Genomic DNA, 15,943 nt, shown 5'->3' on the forward strand with positions numbered 1-15,943 from the left:
GAGGGTTCAGTGGGCGGCGGCGTACCGTGCTGGGTCGGCGTCGAACTTCGGCCCGCAGCCTGCGCAGCAGAGGTAGTAGCGGGTGCCGTCGTGGTCGCGCACCAGTCCTGCGGCCTCGGCGTCGGCCTTGGCGATGAAGCTGCCGGGCATGATGGGGCACTCGGCCATGTCGGTGTCGGTGTTCTCGGGCGTGTGGCTGTGTCCGTGGCAGGCGGATCCGTTGGTCATCGGGTGGTCCTTTCGGTGAGTGTGGCGGTGATGCTTCGGAAGGAGCGCAGCCGCAGGCTGTTGCCGACGACGAAGACGCTGGAGAACGCCATCGCTGCGCCGGCGAGCATGGGGTTGAGCAGGCCGAGGGCTGCCAGCGGGATCGCGGCGGCGTTGTACGAGAACGCCCAGAAGAGGTTGGTCTTGATGGTCGTGAGCGTGCGGCGTGACAGTCGGATGGCGTCGACGGCTCCGAGCAGGTCCGATCGGACGAGCGTGATGTCGGCGGCCTCGATGGCCGCGTCGGTGCCCGACCCCATCGCGAGTCCCAGGTCGGCCCGCGCGAGCGCGGCGGCGTCGTTCACTCCGTCGCCTACCATCGCCACCTTGCGGCCCTGCTGCTGGAGTCGGGCGATGACGTCGACCTTCTCTGCCGGCAGCACCTCGGCGATGACCTCGTCGATCCCGACCGAATCGGCAACGCGCCTCGCCACCGTTTCGTTGTCGCCGGTCAGCAGCACGGGCCGCAGACCCAAGGCGCGCAGGCGACGGATGGCGTCAGCGCTGGTGGCCTTCACCTCGTCGGCGACGACGAGCGCGCCGCGCGCTTGCCCGTCCCAGGCGACCAGCACGACCGTGCTGCCGGCGGCTTGTGCCCGCTCTTGCGCCTGGCGGAGCTCGTTCGGAATCACGACGGCCCAGTCGGCGAGCAGCGTGGCGCGGCCGACGACCGCGGCATGCCCGTCGACGACGCCTGTGACGCCACGACCTTCATCGTTCTGGAAGCCCTCGACCGCGGGCAACGCTCCGAGACGGTCGCGGGCCGCGGTCGCGATCGCCGTCGCGATCGGATGCTCCGACGCATCTTCGAGCGCTCCCGCGATGCGCAGGACGTCCACCTCCGACGTGTCGGCGACGGTCTCGACCGCGGTCAGCGCCATCGATCCGGTCGTGACGGTGCCGGTCTTGTCCAGGACGATCGTGTCGATGCCGCGGCTGGTCTCGAGCACCTCGGGGCCCTTGATGAGCACGCCCATCTGCGCGCCGCGGCCGGTGCCGACGAGCAGTGCGATCGGCGTCGCGAGGCCGAGCGCGCATGGGCAGGCGATGATCAGCACGGCGACCGCCGCGGTGAAGGCGGCGCTGAGCGGGAACCCGGCACCGATCCACGCGCCCAGTGCGGCGACGGCGATCGCGATCGCGATCGGCACGAAGACGCCCGAGATGCGGTCGGCGAGCCGCTGCATCTCCGCCTTACCGGACTGCGCGTCCTCGACCAGGCGGGCCATCTGCGCGAGCTGCGTGTCAGCACCGATGCGGGTGGCGCGCACGACGAGCCGTCCACCAGCGTTCACGGTGGCGCCGGTGACGGCATCGCCCGCTGCGACCTCGACGGGCACGGACTCGCCGGTGAGCATCGACGCGTCGACGGCGGAGGTGCCGTCGACGACCACGCCGTCGGTCGCGATCTTCTCGCCGGGCCGGACGAGGAACTCATCGTTGACGGCGAGCTCGGCGATGGGGATGCGTCGCTCGACGCCGTCGCGGAGCACGGCGACGTCCTTCGCGCCCATGTCGAGCAGGGCGCGCAGGGCGGCGCCGGCTTGCCGCTTCGACCGCTTCTCGAAGTAGCGGCCCGCGAGGACGAACGTCGTTACGCCCGCTGCGACCTCGAGGTATATGTTCGCGGCGCCGTCGGAGGGTGCGATGGTGAGCTCGAACGGGTGCGTCATCCCCGGGATGCCGGCGGTGCCGAAGAACAGGGCGTACAGGGACCACAGGAATGCCGCTGTGGTGCCGACCGAGATGAGGGTGTCCATCGTCGCGGCGCCGTGGCGCAGGTTCAGCCACGCGGCGCGGTGGAACGGCCACGCCGCCCACACGATGACGGGTGCTGCGAGCGTCAGTGACGCCCATTGCCAGTAGGTGAACTGCAGTGCGGGCACCATCGCCATGGCAACGACCGGCACGGACAGCGCGAGGGAGATGAGGACACGGCGACGCAGCGACCGAAGCTCGTCGCCCTCGGCGTCCGGCTCGGCGCGCTCGTCGTCGACGACTGCAGGCAGCGTCGCGGTGTAACCGGTCTTCTCCACCTCGGCGATGAGTGCAGCGGCGTCGATTGGATCGACCGATCGGATCTGCGCTTTCTCGGTCGCGTAGTTCACCGACGCCTCGACGCCGTCGAGCTTGTTCAGCTTCCTTTCGATGCGCATCGCGCAGGAGGCGCAGGTCATCCCGCCGATCTCGAGCTCGATCGTCGAGCCGGTGCTTGCGGTGGTGTTCGACACGGTCATGATGTCCGCTCCTCAGTGAGAGTCGGTCGTGGGGGAGTCGGTGGTGAGCGCGAGCGTTGCGGTGTGCACCTCGTCGTCGACCTGGAAGTCGAAGTAGAGGAGGTATAGCCCCGGAGTCGGCACCGATGCGGTGAACGCCACATCGGGTCCAGCGGTCCCGCCGCTCGCCGAATCGTTCGGATGCACGTGCTGGTAGGCGAGGTCGCCCTGGCGCAGTGCCACCAGGTGGCCGAATGCGCCCAGGTAGGGCTGCAGCGCGGTGACGGGCTCTCCATCTCGCTGGACGGAGAGGGTCACCGTGCTCTGCTCGCCTGCGGTCAGCGTGCCGTCGACGGAGACGTCGAACGGGCCCGCCGTCGTCGAGGCGATGTCCGAGGTAGGACCCTCGGGGGTGACGTCGCCTGCGACCGACACCGTCTGGCTGAGGGTCACGGATGCCGCTGCGTCGCCATCGCCAGCGATGAAGTCGGCGAAGATGCGGTAGCTGCCCGGAGCACTCCACTGCCACGGCAGCGACCATGTGCCGCTCTCGCCACGTTCCGGGTGCACATGACGAAACTGCGTGCCATCGTCACGAACGACGATCGCGTGCAGGTCCTGCTGGTGCTCCTCGACGTAGTCAGTCAGCACGCTCCCATGAGCATCCAGCACCCGGAACTGCAGGGTGCCGACGACGGCAACGGTTGCTGGCGCGCTGACAGCGTCGAGGCGATACCCATTGGACTCGATCGCCAGACCATCCGAGTGCTCGGCCACCGACGAGCCATGCGCGTCTGCATGCTCGGCGTCGGCGCCTGCTGCTGCTTCCCACTCGCCGACGACCGAGTCAGGCACGACGGCCTTGCCTGCGAAGGTCGCGACGGCGAAGACGAGCGCGAGGACGCCCCCGTAGAGGCCCAGCCGCGCGAGCGGCTTCACTGGCTTCGCGTGGCGGAGTAGCCGGCCTCATCCACGGCGGCCAGCACTGCCGCGTCATCGACCGGGCCTTCGGCGTCGATGACGAGGCGGCCGGACTGCGCGTCGACGTCGACGACGCTGACGCCATCGATCTGCGAGACCTCCTCGCGCACGGACCCCTCGCAGTGGCTGCAGGTCATCCCGGTGACGGTGTACTCGATGGTGCTCATGTCGTGCTCCTCGCTGACGTCTTGGATACCCCCAGGGGGTACGGCGCACGCCACGATACCCATAGGGGGTATGCGGCGCAACCCCCGAAAGGTGGTGCGCGATGCTGCACCCCTGGCGGGGCGAATAGTGTCACCTGGTACTGTCGGCGCCCATGACCGTCCGCGATGGCTGGCGCTTCCGCGCCGCGCATCGCATCCACCGACCCCTGGAGCAGGTGCTGCGCTCGGCGCTGGGTCGGCCTGCATCATTCCTTGCCCTGGCGCTCGTGGTCGCGGCGACCGCGGTCGGGTTGGTCGCCATGCACTCCTTGACCGGGGCCGCAGGGCAGCACGAGCATGCGTCCGCGCACGCTCCGTCCGCGGAGATCGCTGACTTCGCCGCGGCCCCTGACCCCGGCGGCAATGCCGCAGGGTGTGAGGACTGCGGCCATCACGCGGCGATGGCGGGCGCCCTGTGCTCGCTTGCGCTGATCGCGCTGGCCGTCGTGCTCTTGGTGCGGCCGACAGGGTCGGTCGCCATGTCACGGGCGCCCTGGATGCACGCGAGGTCGGTGCTGCCGGTGCTGCCGCGCGCCGCGCGCTCTTTGCAGGAGCTCGGTCTCAGTCGAACGTGAGGGGCGGGTCGGCCTGCCGACTTTCGCCCCTTGCATGCGCTCGCGCGCTGCACCGATCGACCCTGAAGGAACCCCACCGTGCTCTCTCGCGCTCTCGCGCCCTCATCGAATCGACAACTCACCCGACTCGCTCCTGCAGCCATTGCGGCGCTAACCCTTGTCGCGCTCACGGCTTGCTCCACGGAGCCCGAGCCTCTCGCAGTCCCGCAGGCGCCAACCCACATCCATGACGTCGCCTTCTCCGCCGACGGCACCCTGCTGGTCGGCACTCACACCGGCGTCTTGGTGACCGCACCGGGTGAACCCGCTTCGCTGCTCGGCGACACGTCCTTCGACGCCATGGGCCTCGTCGCGACGAGCGACGCCATCCACGCATCGGGGCATCCTTCCGCGTCCACACCCGAGTTCGCCTACCCCAACGTGGGCTTGCTCACCTTCGATGGCGACGCGTGGACGACGACGTCGCCTGCCGACGGCGCAGACTTCCACGCGCTCGCCGCTGGCGACGCCGACCCGAGCCGCCTCGTGGGATTGCGCTCGGATTCACCCACCTTGCAGATCACGGCCGACGGAGGCGCGTCGTGGTCATCTGGTGCGGCGCTCGCCGCCCGTGATCTCGTCGTCGACGACGGAGACCCCGACGTGGTCCTCGCCACCACAGCAGACGGGCCCGTGCTCAGCGTCGACGGCGGCGCAACGTTCGGCGCCTTGCCCGAGGCCCCGTTGCTCGTCGTCGCCGCGACCGCCGGCCCCGGCGCCATGATCGGCGTCGACCCCGACGGCACCATCTGGCGCGCAGAGCCCCGAAGCGCGACGTGGCAGGAGGTCGGCACCGTCGAACCCGGCGTCGTCGCCATCGCCGCAGACGACGGCGCAGACACCCTCGCCATCGCCTACGAGAGCTCCGCATTGCTGTCGACCGATGCCGGCGCGACCTGGTCGCCGGTGGAGCTCACCGCGTGACCGCCGCAACGCAGACCCCTGTCCCCACGGAATCCCGCATCAGTGACCTTCCCTCCCCGCTGACGCGGCGAGAGCGTCGCCAGCGCGAAGCGGCCCTGATAGCAAGGCAGGGGATCAAAGCGGCAAGCGACCACGACGGACCGGCGGTCGCGGGAGCGATCGCGCACGCTCGACCTCGACCCGTAGGGCCGCGTCCCGAGCGGGTCATGACGGTGCAGCCCCCGGTAGCTACGGGTCGGGGAACCGATGCGCGACGCCGGACGCTCGCCGCCGTTGCCGCCAGCTTCGCCTTCGCACTCACCCTGACCGTCAGCCTCCCCGCCGTCGCTGCGGTGAACGACAACAACGCGGCACAACCGCTGCAGATGTGGGCCACCACCCAGGAGCTCCAGGTCCAAGGACAGGCCGCCGCAGACCTCGCCGGGCCAGAGTCGTTCGGCGTCGTCCAGGACCCCTACGCCGCAGCGTTGCTCGATCCTCAGCAGACCGCATCCCTAGAGGCAGCGACGTCCGCCGCCGCCGGCAACTACTTCGACGCGAACCCGGCGTATGACGAGGTCTGGTCGCAGCTGTCGACGACCTACGTGCAGACACCCTTCCCGTCCCGAGCGGAACTGCCGATCTCGAGCCCGTTCGCTCCACGGTGGGGGAAGTTCCACTATGGCCTCGACGTCCCGCTGGCCCAAGGGGAGCCGATCTTTCCTGTAGCCAACGGCGTCGTGACCGCCGTGTTCCAGGGGGACGAGCCCGGCGGAGGCGGCTACATGGTCGTCGTCGAGCACAACATCGACGGCAGGTTCTTCCAGTCCTGGTACGCCCACATGCAGGCCGGCTCGATCGACGTCGCCCTCGGCGACGTCGTCACGCTCGACACCCAGCTCGGCGCCGTCGGTTCGACCGGCAACTCGACTGGACCGCACCTGCACCTGGAGATCAAGAATCCCGATTACGAATCGATCGACCCCATCGCCTGGATGGAGTCTCGAGCCGAGGTGACCGCACCCGGCGGCTACTAGGCCGCCACCAGTACCAGCGCACCGGACGGCGTACAAGCGCCTCGGGGAGCACCCCGACCTTCCGTAGCCTCGGCACCACCAACGCAAGGAGAGATCAGCATGACTGCCATCACGGAGATGATCACGACTCACCCAAAGGCATCGCAGAGCGCCGACGCAAGCGAGCTGGCCGAGTGCATCGAGGCATGTGTCGAATGCGCTCAGGTATGCACCACGTGCGCAGACGCGTGCCTGTCGGAAGCCATGGTCGCGGAGCTCACAGCGTGCATCCGCACCAACCTGGACTGCGCGGACGCGTGCTCGACCGCGGCACGAACCCTCGCTCGCAACGTGGCCGATCCGGCCCGAGCGCGAGCCGCAGTGGAGGCAGCGCTCGCCGCCGCCCGAGCTTGCGCGCAGGAATGCGACTCTCATGCCGACATGCACGAGCACTGTCGAATCTGCGCTGACGCCTGCCGACGGTGCGAGGCTGCGTGCGAGCGGCTACTTCAGACGCTCTGAGCACCAGGGAATCCCACCTCGCATACGCCGAAGCAACTCATGGCCCGGTAGTGGCGCTGGAGCCGTCACATCCGCCTTCAGCGTCTGGAACGACTGGATACCGGGGATATCAACCTAGGTCGTGAGCTCCTTCGCGAAGTCCTCTGGTTCTGAGGTCGACGCGCTCCACGCGCATGAACCCTCGACGCGCTATCGACGAGCGGGGGCGATCTCCTCGATCAGGCTGGCGATGCGTCCGCGGATCTCGTCGCGGATGGGGCGCACGTCCTCGATGCCCTGACCCGCGGGGTCGTCGAGCTCCCAGTCCTCGTAGCGCTTCCCCGGGAAGATCGGGCAGGCGTCGCCGCAGCCCATCGTGATGACGACGTCGGACTCGCGCACGGCGTCGACGGTCAGCACCTTCGGCTGCTCCGCGGTGATGTCGATGCCTTCCTCCGCCATCGCGGCGACGGCAACCGGGTTGATCTGCTCAGCAGGCATCGAGCCTGCCGACCGGACGTCGATGCGGCCTTCGCCGAGGCTGCGAAGGTAGCCGGCGGCCATCTGCGAGCGGCCGGCGTTGTGAACGCAGACGAACAGGACGGTGGGCTTGGAATCGGTCATGGGTCTTTCCGTTCAGCGGGTGGGGGAGAGGTCGGTGAGGAGCTGCTGGACGCGGGCTGCGATGTCGTCGCGGATCGCTGCAACGCCCTCGGGGGAGGCAAGGGCGGGGTCGCCCACGGCCCAATCCTCGTAGCGGACGCCGGGAATGACGGGGCACACGTCGCCGCAGCCCATCGTGATGACGACGTCCGCGGCACGGACTGCGTCGTCGGTCAGCGGCTTCGGGAAGGCGGTCGCCGCGGTGGGGGCGTCGATCTCCTCGAGGAGGGGTCGCACGTTCGGGTGGACGTCGGCGGCGGGCGTCGAGCCGGCGGAGCGTGCGACGACGCGACCGCCGGCGTACTGATTGACGAGCGCGGCCGCGAGCTGGGAGCGGCCAGCGTTCGCTACGCACACGAACAGCACCTGCGGCACCGAGCCACCGCGATCGCGCTCGAGGTCGCTCAGGCGCTGCCTGGCGAAGCGCTCCGTCAGCGGCACCAGGTGCGCGGTGACGCGAGCCGTGCGAGCGAGTCCCGTGTAGGACTCTCGGACGATGGATGCGACGACGTCTGCGCTGAGGGCTGGATGAGTGGCGGCGAGGGTGTGGGCGAGGTGGTCGAGCGCCTCGTCGACGTCTGCCAGGCCGCGGTAGCCGTCGCGGACGGCGGGATTCACGGCGGCGGGCGCGAACGAGTCGAGCAGTGTGGTGACGGCGGGCTGGAGTGCGGGGGTGATGCGGTACCAGACCCAGGTGCCGCGACGTTCGGAGGTGACGACGCCGGCGTCCTTGAGGACCTTGAGGTGATGCGAGACGGTCGGTTGCGACACCTCAGCGAGCTCGGCGAGGTCGCACACGCACGACTCGCCGCGTCCGTCGGTGGCGATCGCGGACAGCATCCGCAGCCGCAGCGGGTCGGAGAGCGCCTTCAGCGTCGTCGCGAGCGATCCGGCAGCGGCCTCGCTGATGGCGTGCGTGTCGGCGGCGACGCAGGCGTCCGTGGTGGTGGGAGTGCTCATCGTCGAGTCCTCTCGATGGGCCGCGCGGCCGCGGTGGAATCCGGGTCGGTGGCGGTGGGGTCGGTGCGGAACCAGGATCGGGCGATCCAGAGCGAGACGTAGACGAGGCCCACGAGCACGGGGACCTCGATGAGGGGGCCGACGACGCCTGCCAGCGCTTCGCCGGAGGTCGCGCCGAAGGTGCCGATCGCGACGGCGATCGCGAGCTCGAAGTTGTTGCCGGCGGCGGTGAACGCCAGCGTGGTGGCGCGGGCGTAGCCGAGGCCGAGCAGCTTGCCGGTGACGATGCCGATGGTCCACATGAGCGCGAAGTAGGCCAGCAGCGGCAGCGCGATGCGCACCACGTCGAGCGGCTGCGAGGTGATCGCGTCGCCCTGGAGGGCGAACAGCAGCACGATCGTGAACAGCAGACCGTAGAGCGCCCACGGTCCGACCTTCGGCAGGAATCGGTCCTCGTACCAGGCGCGTCCCCGGCGGCGCTCGCCGATCCACCGCGACGCGAATCCGGCCAGCAGCGGCAGGCCGAGGAAGATCAGCACGTTCAGGGCGATCTCGCCGATCGAGACGTTCAGACCCTGCGAGTCGAGGCCGAGCCAGCCCGGCAGGACGGTCAGGTAGAACCAGCCGAGCAGGGCGAACGCGACGACCTGGAAGGCGGAGTTGATGGCGACGAGCACCGCGGCGGCCTCTCGGTCGCCGCATGCGAGGTCATTCCAGATGACGACCATGGCGATGCAGCGGGCGAGGCCGACGATGATGAGGCCGGTGCGGTACTCGGGCAGGTCCGGCAGGAACGTCCAGGCGAGCGCGAACATGAGCGCAGGCCCGACGATCCCGTTGAGCAGCAGCGATGCCAGCAGCAGCTTCCGGTCGCCGGTGACCGCGGCGACGCGGTCGTAACGGACCTTCGCCAGCACCGGGTACATCATCACCAGCAGGCCGAGCGCGATCGGGATCGAGATCCCGCCGACCTCGAGCGCGGCGAGCACGTCGGACACGCCCGGCAACGCGGAGCCGATGACGAGCCCGGCGACCATGGCCAGGCCGATCCACGCGGGCAGCCAGCGGTCGAGCGTAGATAGGCGACGCATCGCGCCCGTCCCGGTCGCGTCGGTCATGCCACGACCGCCTCAGGGGCTGCAGCCGGAGCGTCGGCGTCGAGGGCGGAGAGGTAGTGCTGCGCGTCCTGCGCGGCGGCGCAGCCGGTGCCGGCTGCGGTGATCGCCTGCCGGTAGGTGTGGTCGACGAGGTCGCCGGCGGCGAACACGCCCGGCAGGTTCGTGCGGGTGGAGGGGTGGTCGACGAGCACGTAGCCGTCGGCGTCGACGTCGACCTGGTCGGCGACGAGCTCGGAGCGCGGGTCGTGACCGATCGCGACGAACACGCCGGTCGCGTCGAGTACGCGCTCGGCGCCGGTGACGGTGTCGCGCAGCGTCACGCCCTCGATCTTCGCATCGCCGACGAACCCCGCGATCTCGCTGTTCCAGGCAACCTCGATCTTCGGGTCGGCGAGGGCACGAGCAGCCATGATCGCCGACGCGCGGAAGGTGTCGCGGCGGTGCACGATCGTCACCTTCGACGCGAACCGGGTCAGGAACAGCGCCTCCTCCATCGCCGAATCGCCGCCACCGACGACGACGATCTCTTGCTGGCGGAAGAAGAATCCGTCGCAGGTCGCGCACCACGACAGGCCGTGACCGGTCAGGCGCTCCTCGTCGGCCAGCCCCAGCTTGCGGTAGGCAGACCCCATCGTGAGGATCGCAGTGCGAGCGAGGACCGCCTCGCCAAGCCCCGTCTCGACGCGCTTCACATCGCCCGCCAGATCGACCCGCACCGCGTCGTCGAACACGATGCGCGCACCGAACCGCTCGGCCTGCGCACGCATCGACTCCATCAGGTCAGGGCCCTGGATGCCGTCGACGAAGCCGGGGAAGTTCTCCACCTCGGTCGTCGTCATGAGCGCGCCGCCGGCGGTCACCGACCCGGCCAGCACCACCGGCTCCAGGCCCGCGCGCGCGGCGTACACCGCTGCGGTATAGCCGGCCGGCCCCGATCCGATGATCACGACATCCATGATCTGATTCGACATGCCTCTATATTGAGGTTTGTCGAATCAGCGCGCAAGTCGCGCCGGATGAACATCAGGTGACGGGGCGCGCGCCGATCTGGACCAGGGCGGGCGCGGGCGCGCAGCATCCGGAGGCGGCAGGCGCGTCGAACGCGCTCGCGCCGCCGCAGACGCCGGTGTCGGGCAGGACGAGCTCGTCGCGGGCTGCAGCCTCATGGTCGCCAGCGATGTGCGCTGCGACGCTGCGGACCTGCTCGTATCCGGTGAGCGCGAGGAACGTCGGGGCGCGACCGTAGGACTTCGCGCCCACGACGAAGAGGTTCGCGTCGGGCTGGGCGAGCTCGGCCGCGCCGGTGGCACCGACCGAGCCGCAGGAGTGGAGGTTCGGGTCGATCGACGCGGCGATCCCGTCGACGGCGTCCAGCGACGAGTCGATCGCCAGTCGCAGCTCAGACAGGATCGACAGGTCGGGGCGGAAGCCCGTCAGCGCGAACGCATGGCCGACGTCCTGGATGACGCGTCCGTCCTCGCCGACGATCGCGAGCCCGTCGCCGCTCTGCCGCACCTCAGCGACCCGGAACCCGCTGACGAGGTCGACGCGGCCGGCGTCGACGGCGCGACGCGCCCGCGCGCCCAGCGCCGCCCGCTCGGGCAACTCGTCGCCGATGCCGCCGCCGAACACGTTCGCCGTCGAGCCGCGGCGCAGCAGCCAGGTGATGCGCGTATCGGGTGCGCGTCGCGCGAGGCGATCGAGCTGCAGCAGCGCATGCGTGGCCGAATGGCCGGCGCCGACGACCACGACGTGCTGACTGGCGAACGCCTGAACATCGTCCGGGATCCGGTACGAGATCCGGTCGGCTGCAGCACGCTCGCCGATGGCGGGCACGCCATCCGCGCCCATCGGACCCGGCTGCCCCCACGTGCCGCTCGCGTCGACGACGGCGCGTGCGCTGATGCGCTCCTCGCTGCCGTCTGCGCCGGTGACATGCACGATGAACGGAACCTCCACGCGACCCTGCGAGACGACCTTGTCTCGGCCCTGCTTCGTCACCGCCGTCACCCTCTGGCCGGTGCGCACCCGCTCGCCCAGGGCGGTAGCCAAGGGTGCGAGGTAGCGCTCCACCCACTGCGCACCTGTCGGGTAGGCGCGCTCGGGAGCGACCCACCCAGACCGCTCGAGCAGTCGAACCGCTGCGGCGTCCACGAGCTCATCCCATGCCGAGAACAGCCGAACATGGCCCCACTCGGCCACCGCTGCGCCAGCAGATCCGCCGCGCTCGAGCACCACCGCCTCGACACCCCGCTCCGTCAGATGCGCCGCCATCGCAAGTCCCTGCGGACCCGCACCGATCACGACCACCGGCTGCTCAGCCATCACCACTCCTAGGATCGAAGAACGTCGATGCGATGAGCATGCAGCATCCATCGACGAACGTCAATCAATGTGTCAGGATGGTGCGCGTGACGACCACGACCGCCGCCGACGCGTGCTGCACTCCTGTGGGAGAGGCGGCGATCGATGCCGCCGCCGCTGAGCAGCTCGCAGTGCGCTTCAAGGCGCTCGGTGACCCGACGCGTGTGCGTCTGCTGTCGCTGATCGCTGCGAGCGACGGGGGAGAGGCGTGCATCTGCGACCTCACCGAGCCGGTGGGACTCTCCCAGGGCACGGTGTCGCACCACATGAAGATCCTCGCCGAGGCGGGCTTCGTCACTCGGGATCAGCGCGGGCGCTGGGCGTACTACGCGATCGCACCCGGTGCCCTTGACGCCACTGCGGCGTCCCTCCGCGCACTCTGACGTGACCGCCTCCGTCGACGAGCGCCTCGACTGGCGTCTCGCCGCCCTCGCCGTCGGCCAGGTCATCAGCTGGGGCTAAGCGCCGGTCAGCGGTTGATTCCTTCGTGCCTACCCGGTCGCACGGGGAGGCGTATCGCCACGACGTGAGTACTTCATCCCTGTTTACGACTGGATATCGGGGATATCAACTTACGTCGTGAGCTCCCGCCAGGCACTGAGGACTAGGGCCGCATGGGTCTACCCATGAAGGCCAAGACGATGCACAGCGCCAGACCACCGAAGACGAACACGTCGGCGACGTTTCCGATGAACCAGTCGGCGTAGGCGATGAAGTCCACGACGTGACCACGGGCGGGACCAGGGGGTCGTGCCAGGCGGTCGATGACGTTCCCGAGGCCGCCGCCGAGGATGAGGCCAAGGCTCAGTGCCCATGGCAACGACGTGGTTCTCCAGGTGAGCCAAGCCGCGAACATCGTGCCTCCGGCGGCGAGGACGGTAATGAGCGGCGTTGCGCTGGCGCCGAGAGAGAATGCCGCCCCAGGGTTGTAGGTGAGTTGCATCGCGAGCATGTCGCCCAGTAGTGGATGACGCTCGCCGACAGCGAGGCTCGCCTCTGCCCAGACCTTGCTGAGTTGATCGATCGCCACGGCTGCGAGCGCGGCGACGTAGCCGAGCAGTGTCACCCTCCACAGTCGAGGTCTCGTGTGTGGTGAGGGGGCGATCCCCTCGACGACTGTCTGTGCCGCCGAGGGACCTGGTGCGCTGCTGCCAGTCGTCGACATCAGGCCAGTACCTCGAATAGGCGCGGAATGACGCCGGACTCGATCAGGATGAACAGGCCGAGACCGATGAACACGGCGGGGACCAGCCAGTGCTCGATCCGCTCGAGAGTCTCGGTGACGGCTTTGTGTGTGCCGATGAGCTTGCCGAAGAGGCACCAGACGCTCACCAGAGCGAGGAACACGACGATGGTGATCGCGGTGTCCGCGGGCGAGATGGTTCGGAACACCGGCGTGTAGAGGCTGATGTTGTCCGCCCCATTTGCGATGGTGATTCCGGCGACGCCGAGCAAGCCGAGGTCTTTCATCGCCGACTCGTCAGGATCTGCATCGTCACGATCGCGCAGTCCCCGGATGAGTCCGATTACACCGATCAGCAGCGGGATGAGCCCGAGGAAGCCGACCCACTCGTCCGGGATGATCGTGAGCCCGAGTGCCGCGACCACGCTGATCGCAACGAGCGTCGCGAATCCGAGGTATTGGCCGAGGACGCTCTGCCAGGGCCGCGGCCCGCCGCGGGATGATGCGAGGAAGAGCACGGTGAGTATGACGATGTCGTCGATGTTGGTTGCCGCGAACATGCCGATCGCGGAGGCGATGGTCGCGAGCATCTAGGGCGTGTTGATCAAGAAGGTGCGGGGTGGCCAGCCGCCGCGAGTTGCGCGGGAGAATGGGCGTGTGAAGATCCAGGTGCTGCATATCGAGGATTGCCCGAATTGGCAGGAGGCGGGCGATCGAGTACGGCTGGTGCTCGACTCGATCGGACGGGGCGATGTTCCGGTGGAGTTCGTGTTGATCCGCACCGAGGCTGAGGCGGTGAGCTCTGGTTTCGCGGGCTCGCCCACGATTCTTCTGGACGGTCAGGACTTGTTCCCGTCCCAGGGGAACACTGCCGACTTGGCGTGCAGGGTCTATCTGACCGAGCGCGGCATTGCGGGTGCGCCGACGGTGGGACAGCTTGAGCGCACGCTGCAGGAGCGCGAAGCGCTCAGCGGAGATCGGTCTTGATCCAGATCAGCGCCGCGGCGAGGCTGACGGCGGCTCGGTAGTTGCGGGCGAGTTTGGTCGAGCGCATCGCGATGCCGCGCCACTGCTTGAGACGGTTGAAGCAGCGTTCTACGACGTTGCGTCCCTTGTAGCGTTCCTTCTGCTTGTCGCCGAAAGCGATCGGCCGGCCCGGCTTCTTGCGGCGGTGCGCGATCTGGTCGTCCCGCTCGGGGATGGTCGCCGCGATCCTCCGGTCGCGGAGCCAGGCGCGGTTCGCCCTTGAGGGGTACCCCTTGTCGGCGAGCACCCGGTCGGGGCGGGTGCGGGGGCGGCCCTTCCCGTCGCGGGGAACGCGGATGTTCTCCAGCACCGCGCTCATCATCGTGGTGTCGTTGATGTTCCCGGCGGTGATCATCATGCTCAGCGGCCGGCCGCGGCCGTCGCAGACCAGGTGCAGTTTGGTCGTCAGCCCGCCGCGGGAGCGTCCGATCCCGTGATCAGGCGGCTCGGACCACGGATTCTTGTGATTCGGCACAGCCCCCTGTGTCCCGGGCGAGGGTCGCGCCGTGCTGATGCACGCGCGCGATCGTGGAGTCGATCGCGACGACCCAGTCGATTTCCCCAGCGGCGTCGGCCTGCTTCTGCACCTCGGTGAGCAGCTTCTGCCAGGTGCCGTCCCCGGCCCACCGGTTGAACCGCTTGTAGATCGAGTTCCACTTCCCGAACCGTTCCGGAACGTCACGCCACGGCGCACCGGTCCGGTACTTCCACGCCATCCCCTCGATAGCGAGCCGGTGATCCGCCCACGGCCGCGACCGACCGGTCACCGTCGGCATCAACGGCTCCATCACGGCCCACACCTCGTCAGAGATCTCCTGTCGCGTCACCGTTCAAGACTCACCCACCGAGGAGCGGAACCTCTTGATCAACACGCCCTAGTCGTTCTTCGCTTCGAGCTCGCCCAGGACTTCGAAGGGCGATTCGACATCGCCGCGCCACGCCTCGATGCCTTCGCGGATCGCGAGCCCAGCGACGATGAGGGCAGCCACGGAATCTGCCCACATCCAGCCGAAGAGCAGGTTGAGCAGCAGGCCGATGAGCACCGTGCCCGACAGGTAAATGCAGAGGAGCAATTGCTTGGCGTCCGCTTGCACGCTGCGCGAGCCGAGCTCGCGGCCGGTGCGGAACTCGAACCAGGCGAGCGCCGGCATGACGAGCAGGCTGAGGGTGGCGATGCCGATGCCGAGCGGGCTGTGGTCAACCTCTTCCACGCCGGTCAGCGTGAGGACCGCGTCGATGATGACGTAGGCGGCGAGGGCGAAGAATGCGATGCCGATCGCGCGGACGGTGGCCTTCTCCCACCGTTCCGGATTCTTGCGTGTGAACTGCCACGCGACTGCGGCCGCGGAGAGCACCTCGACGATCGAATCAAGCCCGAACCCGATCAGCGCGGCCGAGGAGGCCATCGAGCCCGCCCATATCGCGACGATCGCCTCGATGACGTTGTAGGTGATCGTGAAGCCGACGATGAACCGCACGCGGCGATGCAGGGTGCTCCGTCGTGCCTCGGTCAGCGTCCCCGCGCTCATCGGACCGACTCGCAGCAGCCGGGGACCGAACACTCCGGGTCGAGGCATGGCGCTTGCTCGTCCACGGCCAATGTCACCTCGACCAGCGCAGTCAGCGCCCGTGCGAGGTGCGGGTCGGCGATCTCGTACCGCGTCTGGCGGCCCTCAGGCTCGGTCACGACGATGCCGCAATCACGTAGGCAGGCGAGATGATTCGATACGTTCGAGCGCGTCAGCTCGAGCGCGCGCGCAAGGACCGCGGGATAGTTCGGTCCTTGCAGCAAGGTCAGCAAGATGCGTGAGCGGGTCGGATCCGCCATCGCCCGGCCCAGCCGATGCATGACGTCCAGTCGGTTCGCAATAGTCGGCACACACTGACTATACAGCAAACGCTGTCGTGTCGACGATCATGGAGGC

19 protein-coding genes are annotated in these 15,943 nt (G+C 68.9%); 5 read left to right on the forward strand and 14 right to left on the reverse strand.

What is annotated here, in order from left to right:
- Nucleotides 1-6: 6 nt before the first annotated feature.
- Genes C1N71_RS06730 through C1N71_RS06745 form a run of 4 tightly spaced genes read right to left on the reverse strand, consistent with a single transcriptional unit; the run spans nucleotide 7 to nucleotide 3,631 of the window.
- The gene (locus C1N71_RS06730) at nucleotides 7-228 is read right to left on the reverse strand and encodes a YHS domain-containing protein (protein ID WP_137755695.1); all 222 of its coding nucleotides are present in this window, start codon (nucleotides 226-228) and stop codon (nucleotides 7-9) included.
- Complete coding sequence (locus C1N71_RS06735; RefSeq protein WP_137755696.1) at nucleotides 225-2,504, reverse strand: heavy metal translocating P-type ATPase; 2,280 nt, start codon at nucleotides 2,502-2,504, stop codon at nucleotides 225-227. Before C1N71_RS06735 ends, C1N71_RS06730 begins: the two co-directional genes overlap by 4 nt.
- Before the next feature lie 12 nt (nucleotides 2,505-2,516).
- Complete coding sequence (locus C1N71_RS06740; RefSeq protein ID WP_137755697.1) at nucleotides 2,517-3,422, reverse strand: heavy-metal-associated domain-containing protein; 906 nt, start codon at nucleotides 3,420-3,422, stop codon at nucleotides 2,517-2,519.
- Nucleotides 3,419-3,631 carry a heavy-metal-associated domain-containing protein gene (locus tag C1N71_RS06745; RefSeq protein ID WP_137755698.1) on the reverse strand — a complete coding sequence of 71 codons (213 nt, stop codon included), beginning with the start codon at nucleotides 3,629-3,631 and terminating at the stop codon, nucleotides 3,419-3,421. The genes C1N71_RS06740 and C1N71_RS06745 overlap by 4 nt, the downstream gene beginning before the upstream one ends.
- A gap of 152 nt (nucleotides 3,632-3,783) precedes the next feature.
- Between C1N71_RS06745 and C1N71_RS06750 the strand changes: the two genes are divergently transcribed.
- From C1N71_RS06750 to C1N71_RS06760, 3 genes are all read left to right on the forward strand, one after another.
- The gene (locus tag C1N71_RS06750) at nucleotides 3,784-4,245 is read left to right on the forward strand and encodes a DUF6153 family protein (protein ID WP_137755699.1); all 462 of its coding nucleotides are present in this window, start codon (nucleotides 3,784-3,786) and stop codon (nucleotides 4,243-4,245) included.
- A gap of 78 nt (nucleotides 4,246-4,323) precedes the next feature.
- Nucleotides 4,324-5,208 carry a hypothetical protein gene (locus C1N71_RS06755; protein ID WP_137755700.1) on the forward strand — a complete coding sequence of 295 codons (885 nt, stop codon included), beginning with the start codon at nucleotides 4,324-4,326 and terminating at the stop codon, nucleotides 5,206-5,208.
- Between the two features lie 206 nt (nucleotides 5,209-5,414).
- Nucleotides 5,415-6,224, forward strand: coding sequence for a M23 family metallopeptidase (locus tag C1N71_RS06760; protein ID WP_137755701.1), 810 nt, complete (start codon nucleotides 5,415-5,417; stop codon nucleotides 6,222-6,224).
- A 690-nt stretch (nucleotides 6,225-6,914) separates the two neighbouring features.
- On the opposite strand, the gene C1N71_RS06770 is transcribed toward C1N71_RS06760, so the two are convergent.
- The 5 genes from C1N71_RS06770 to C1N71_RS06790 form a co-directional block, all read right to left on the reverse strand.
- Complete coding sequence (locus C1N71_RS06770; RefSeq protein WP_137755703.1) at nucleotides 6,915-7,328, reverse strand: arsenate reductase ArsC; 414 nt, start codon at nucleotides 7,326-7,328, stop codon at nucleotides 6,915-6,917.
- A 12-nt stretch (nucleotides 7,329-7,340) separates the two neighbouring features.
- Complete coding sequence (locus C1N71_RS06775; protein WP_026374374.1) at nucleotides 7,341-8,327, reverse strand: metalloregulator ArsR/SmtB family transcription factor; 987 nt, start codon at nucleotides 8,325-8,327, stop codon at nucleotides 7,341-7,343.
- Nucleotides 8,324-9,445 (reverse strand): ACR3 family arsenite efflux transporter, encoded by a 1,122-nt coding sequence (gene arsB / locus C1N71_RS06780; RefSeq protein WP_302630605.1) that lies wholly within the window; start codon nucleotides 9,443-9,445, stop codon nucleotides 8,324-8,326. The genes C1N71_RS06775 and arsB overlap by 4 nt, the downstream gene beginning before the upstream one ends.
- Nucleotides 9,442-10,401 (reverse strand): thioredoxin-disulfide reductase, encoded by a 960-nt coding sequence (gene trxB, locus C1N71_RS06785; protein ID WP_374222103.1) that lies wholly within the window; start codon nucleotides 10,399-10,401, stop codon nucleotides 9,442-9,444. The genes arsB and trxB overlap by 4 nt, the downstream gene beginning before the upstream one ends.
- 67 nt (nucleotides 10,402-10,468) lie before the next feature.
- On the reverse strand, nucleotides 10,469-11,770 hold the full coding sequence (locus C1N71_RS06790; protein WP_137755704.1) for an NAD(P)-binding domain-containing protein: 1,302 nt from the start codon (nucleotides 11,768-11,770) through the stop codon (nucleotides 10,469-10,471).
- Between the two features lie 77 nt (nucleotides 11,771-11,847).
- Between C1N71_RS06790 and C1N71_RS06795 the strand changes: the two genes are divergently transcribed.
- Nucleotides 11,848-12,192 carry an ArsR/SmtB family transcription factor gene (locus C1N71_RS06795; RefSeq protein WP_137755705.1) on the forward strand — a complete coding sequence of 115 codons (345 nt, stop codon included), beginning with the start codon at nucleotides 11,848-11,850 and terminating at the stop codon, nucleotides 12,190-12,192.
- A gap of 221 nt (nucleotides 12,193-12,413) precedes the next feature.
- Here the strand turns inward: C1N71_RS06795 and C1N71_RS06800 are convergent, their stop codons facing one another.
- Both C1N71_RS06800 and C1N71_RS06805 read right to left on the reverse strand, forming a co-directional pair.
- Entirely contained in the window at nucleotides 12,414-12,875 is a 462-nt protein-coding gene (locus C1N71_RS06800) for a signal peptidase II (protein WP_254678130.1), read from the reverse strand.
- Between the two features lie 98 nt (nucleotides 12,876-12,973).
- Complete coding sequence (locus C1N71_RS06805) at nucleotides 12,974-13,582, reverse strand: cadmium resistance transporter (protein WP_137755707.1); 609 nt, start codon at nucleotides 13,580-13,582, stop codon at nucleotides 12,974-12,976.
- 7 nt (nucleotides 13,583-13,589) lie between these two features.
- On the opposite strand from C1N71_RS06805, the gene C1N71_RS06810 reads away from it, so the two are divergent.
- Entirely contained in the window at nucleotides 13,590-13,979 is a 390-nt protein-coding gene (locus C1N71_RS06810; protein ID WP_368074142.1) for a hypothetical protein, read from the forward strand.
- On the opposite strand, the gene C1N71_RS06815 is transcribed toward C1N71_RS06810, so the two are convergent.
- From C1N71_RS06815 to cmtR, 3 genes are all read right to left on the reverse strand, one after another.
- Nucleotides 13,960-14,806, reverse strand: a protein-coding gene (locus C1N71_RS06815) for an IS5 family transposase (protein WP_441297175.1) whose coding sequence is annotated in 2 segments (ribosomal slippage) — nucleotides 13,960-14,499 and nucleotides 14,501-14,806 — 846 coding nt in all. Because the reading frame shifts where the segments join, the coding sequence is not laid out codon by codon here. The two genes, C1N71_RS06810 and C1N71_RS06815, sit on opposite strands and share 20 nt — an antisense overlap.
- Nucleotides 14,807-14,893: 87 nt before the next feature.
- Complete coding sequence (locus C1N71_RS06820) at nucleotides 14,894-15,547, reverse strand: cation transporter (RefSeq protein WP_035253547.1); 654 nt, start codon at nucleotides 15,545-15,547, stop codon at nucleotides 14,894-14,896.
- Nucleotides 15,544-15,897, reverse strand: a complete 354-nt coding sequence (cmtR, locus tag C1N71_RS06825; RefSeq protein WP_137755709.1) for a Cd(II)/Pb(II)-sensing metalloregulatory transcriptional regulator CmtR — start codon at nucleotides 15,895-15,897, stop codon at nucleotides 15,544-15,546. Before cmtR ends, C1N71_RS06820 begins: the two co-directional genes overlap by 4 nt.
- Nucleotides 15,898-15,943: the final 46 nt, after the last annotated feature.

The organism is Agrococcus sp. SGAir0287 (assembly GCF_005484985.1).
Taxonomy (GTDB): Bacteria; Actinomycetota; Actinomycetes; order Actinomycetales; family Microbacteriaceae; genus Agrococcus.

What these genes read in the sequence shown, in the direction of transcription:
- C1N71_RS06730 (WP_137755695.1), bottom strand. Translation starts at nt 228, where the DNA reads ATGACCAACGGATCCGCCTGCCACGGACACAGCCACACGCCCGAGAAC.
- C1N71_RS06735 (WP_137755696.1), bottom strand. Translation starts at nt 2,504, where the DNA reads ATGACCGTGTCGAACACCACCGCAAGCACCGGCTCGACGATCGAGCTC.
- C1N71_RS06745 (WP_137755698.1), bottom strand. Translation starts at nt 3,631, where the DNA reads ATGAGCACCATCGAGTACACCGTCACCGGGATGACCTGCAGCCACTGC.
- C1N71_RS06750 (WP_137755699.1), top strand. Translation starts at nt 3,784, where the DNA reads ATGACCGTCCGCGATGGCTGGCGCTTCCGCGCCGCGCATCGCATCCAC.
- C1N71_RS06760 (WP_137755701.1), top strand. Translation starts at nt 5,415, where the DNA reads ATGACGGTGCAGCCCCCGGTAGCTACGGGTCGGGGAACCGATGCGCGA.
- C1N71_RS06770 (WP_137755703.1), bottom strand. Translation starts at nt 7,328, where the DNA reads ATGACCGATTCCAAGCCCACCGTCCTGTTCGTCTGCGTTCACAACGCC.
- C1N71_RS06775 (WP_026374374.1), bottom strand. Translation starts at nt 8,327, where the DNA reads ATGAGCACTCCCACCACCACGGACGCCTGCGTCGCCGCCGACACGCAC.
- arsB (WP_302630605.1), bottom strand. Translation starts at nt 9,445, where the DNA reads ATGACCGACGCGACCGGGACGGGCGCGATGCGTCGCCTATCTACGCTC.
- trxB (WP_374222103.1), bottom strand. Translation starts at nt 10,401, where the DNA reads ATGGATGTCGTGATCATCGGATCGGGGCCGGCCGGCTATACCGCAGCG.
- C1N71_RS06790 (WP_137755704.1), bottom strand. Translation starts at nt 11,770, where the DNA reads ATGGCTGAGCAGCCGGTGGTCGTGATCGGTGCGGGTCCGCAGGGACTT.
- C1N71_RS06795 (WP_137755705.1), top strand. Translation starts at nt 11,848, where the DNA reads ATGGTGCGCGTGACGACCACGACCGCCGCCGACGCGTGCTGCACTCCT.
- C1N71_RS06805 (WP_137755707.1), bottom strand. Translation starts at nt 13,582, where the DNA reads ATGCTCGCGACCATCGCCTCCGCGATCGGCATGTTCGCGGCAACCAAC.
- C1N71_RS06820 (WP_035253547.1), bottom strand. Translation starts at nt 15,547, where the DNA reads ATGAGCGCGGGGACGCTGACCGAGGCACGACGGAGCACCCTGCATCGC.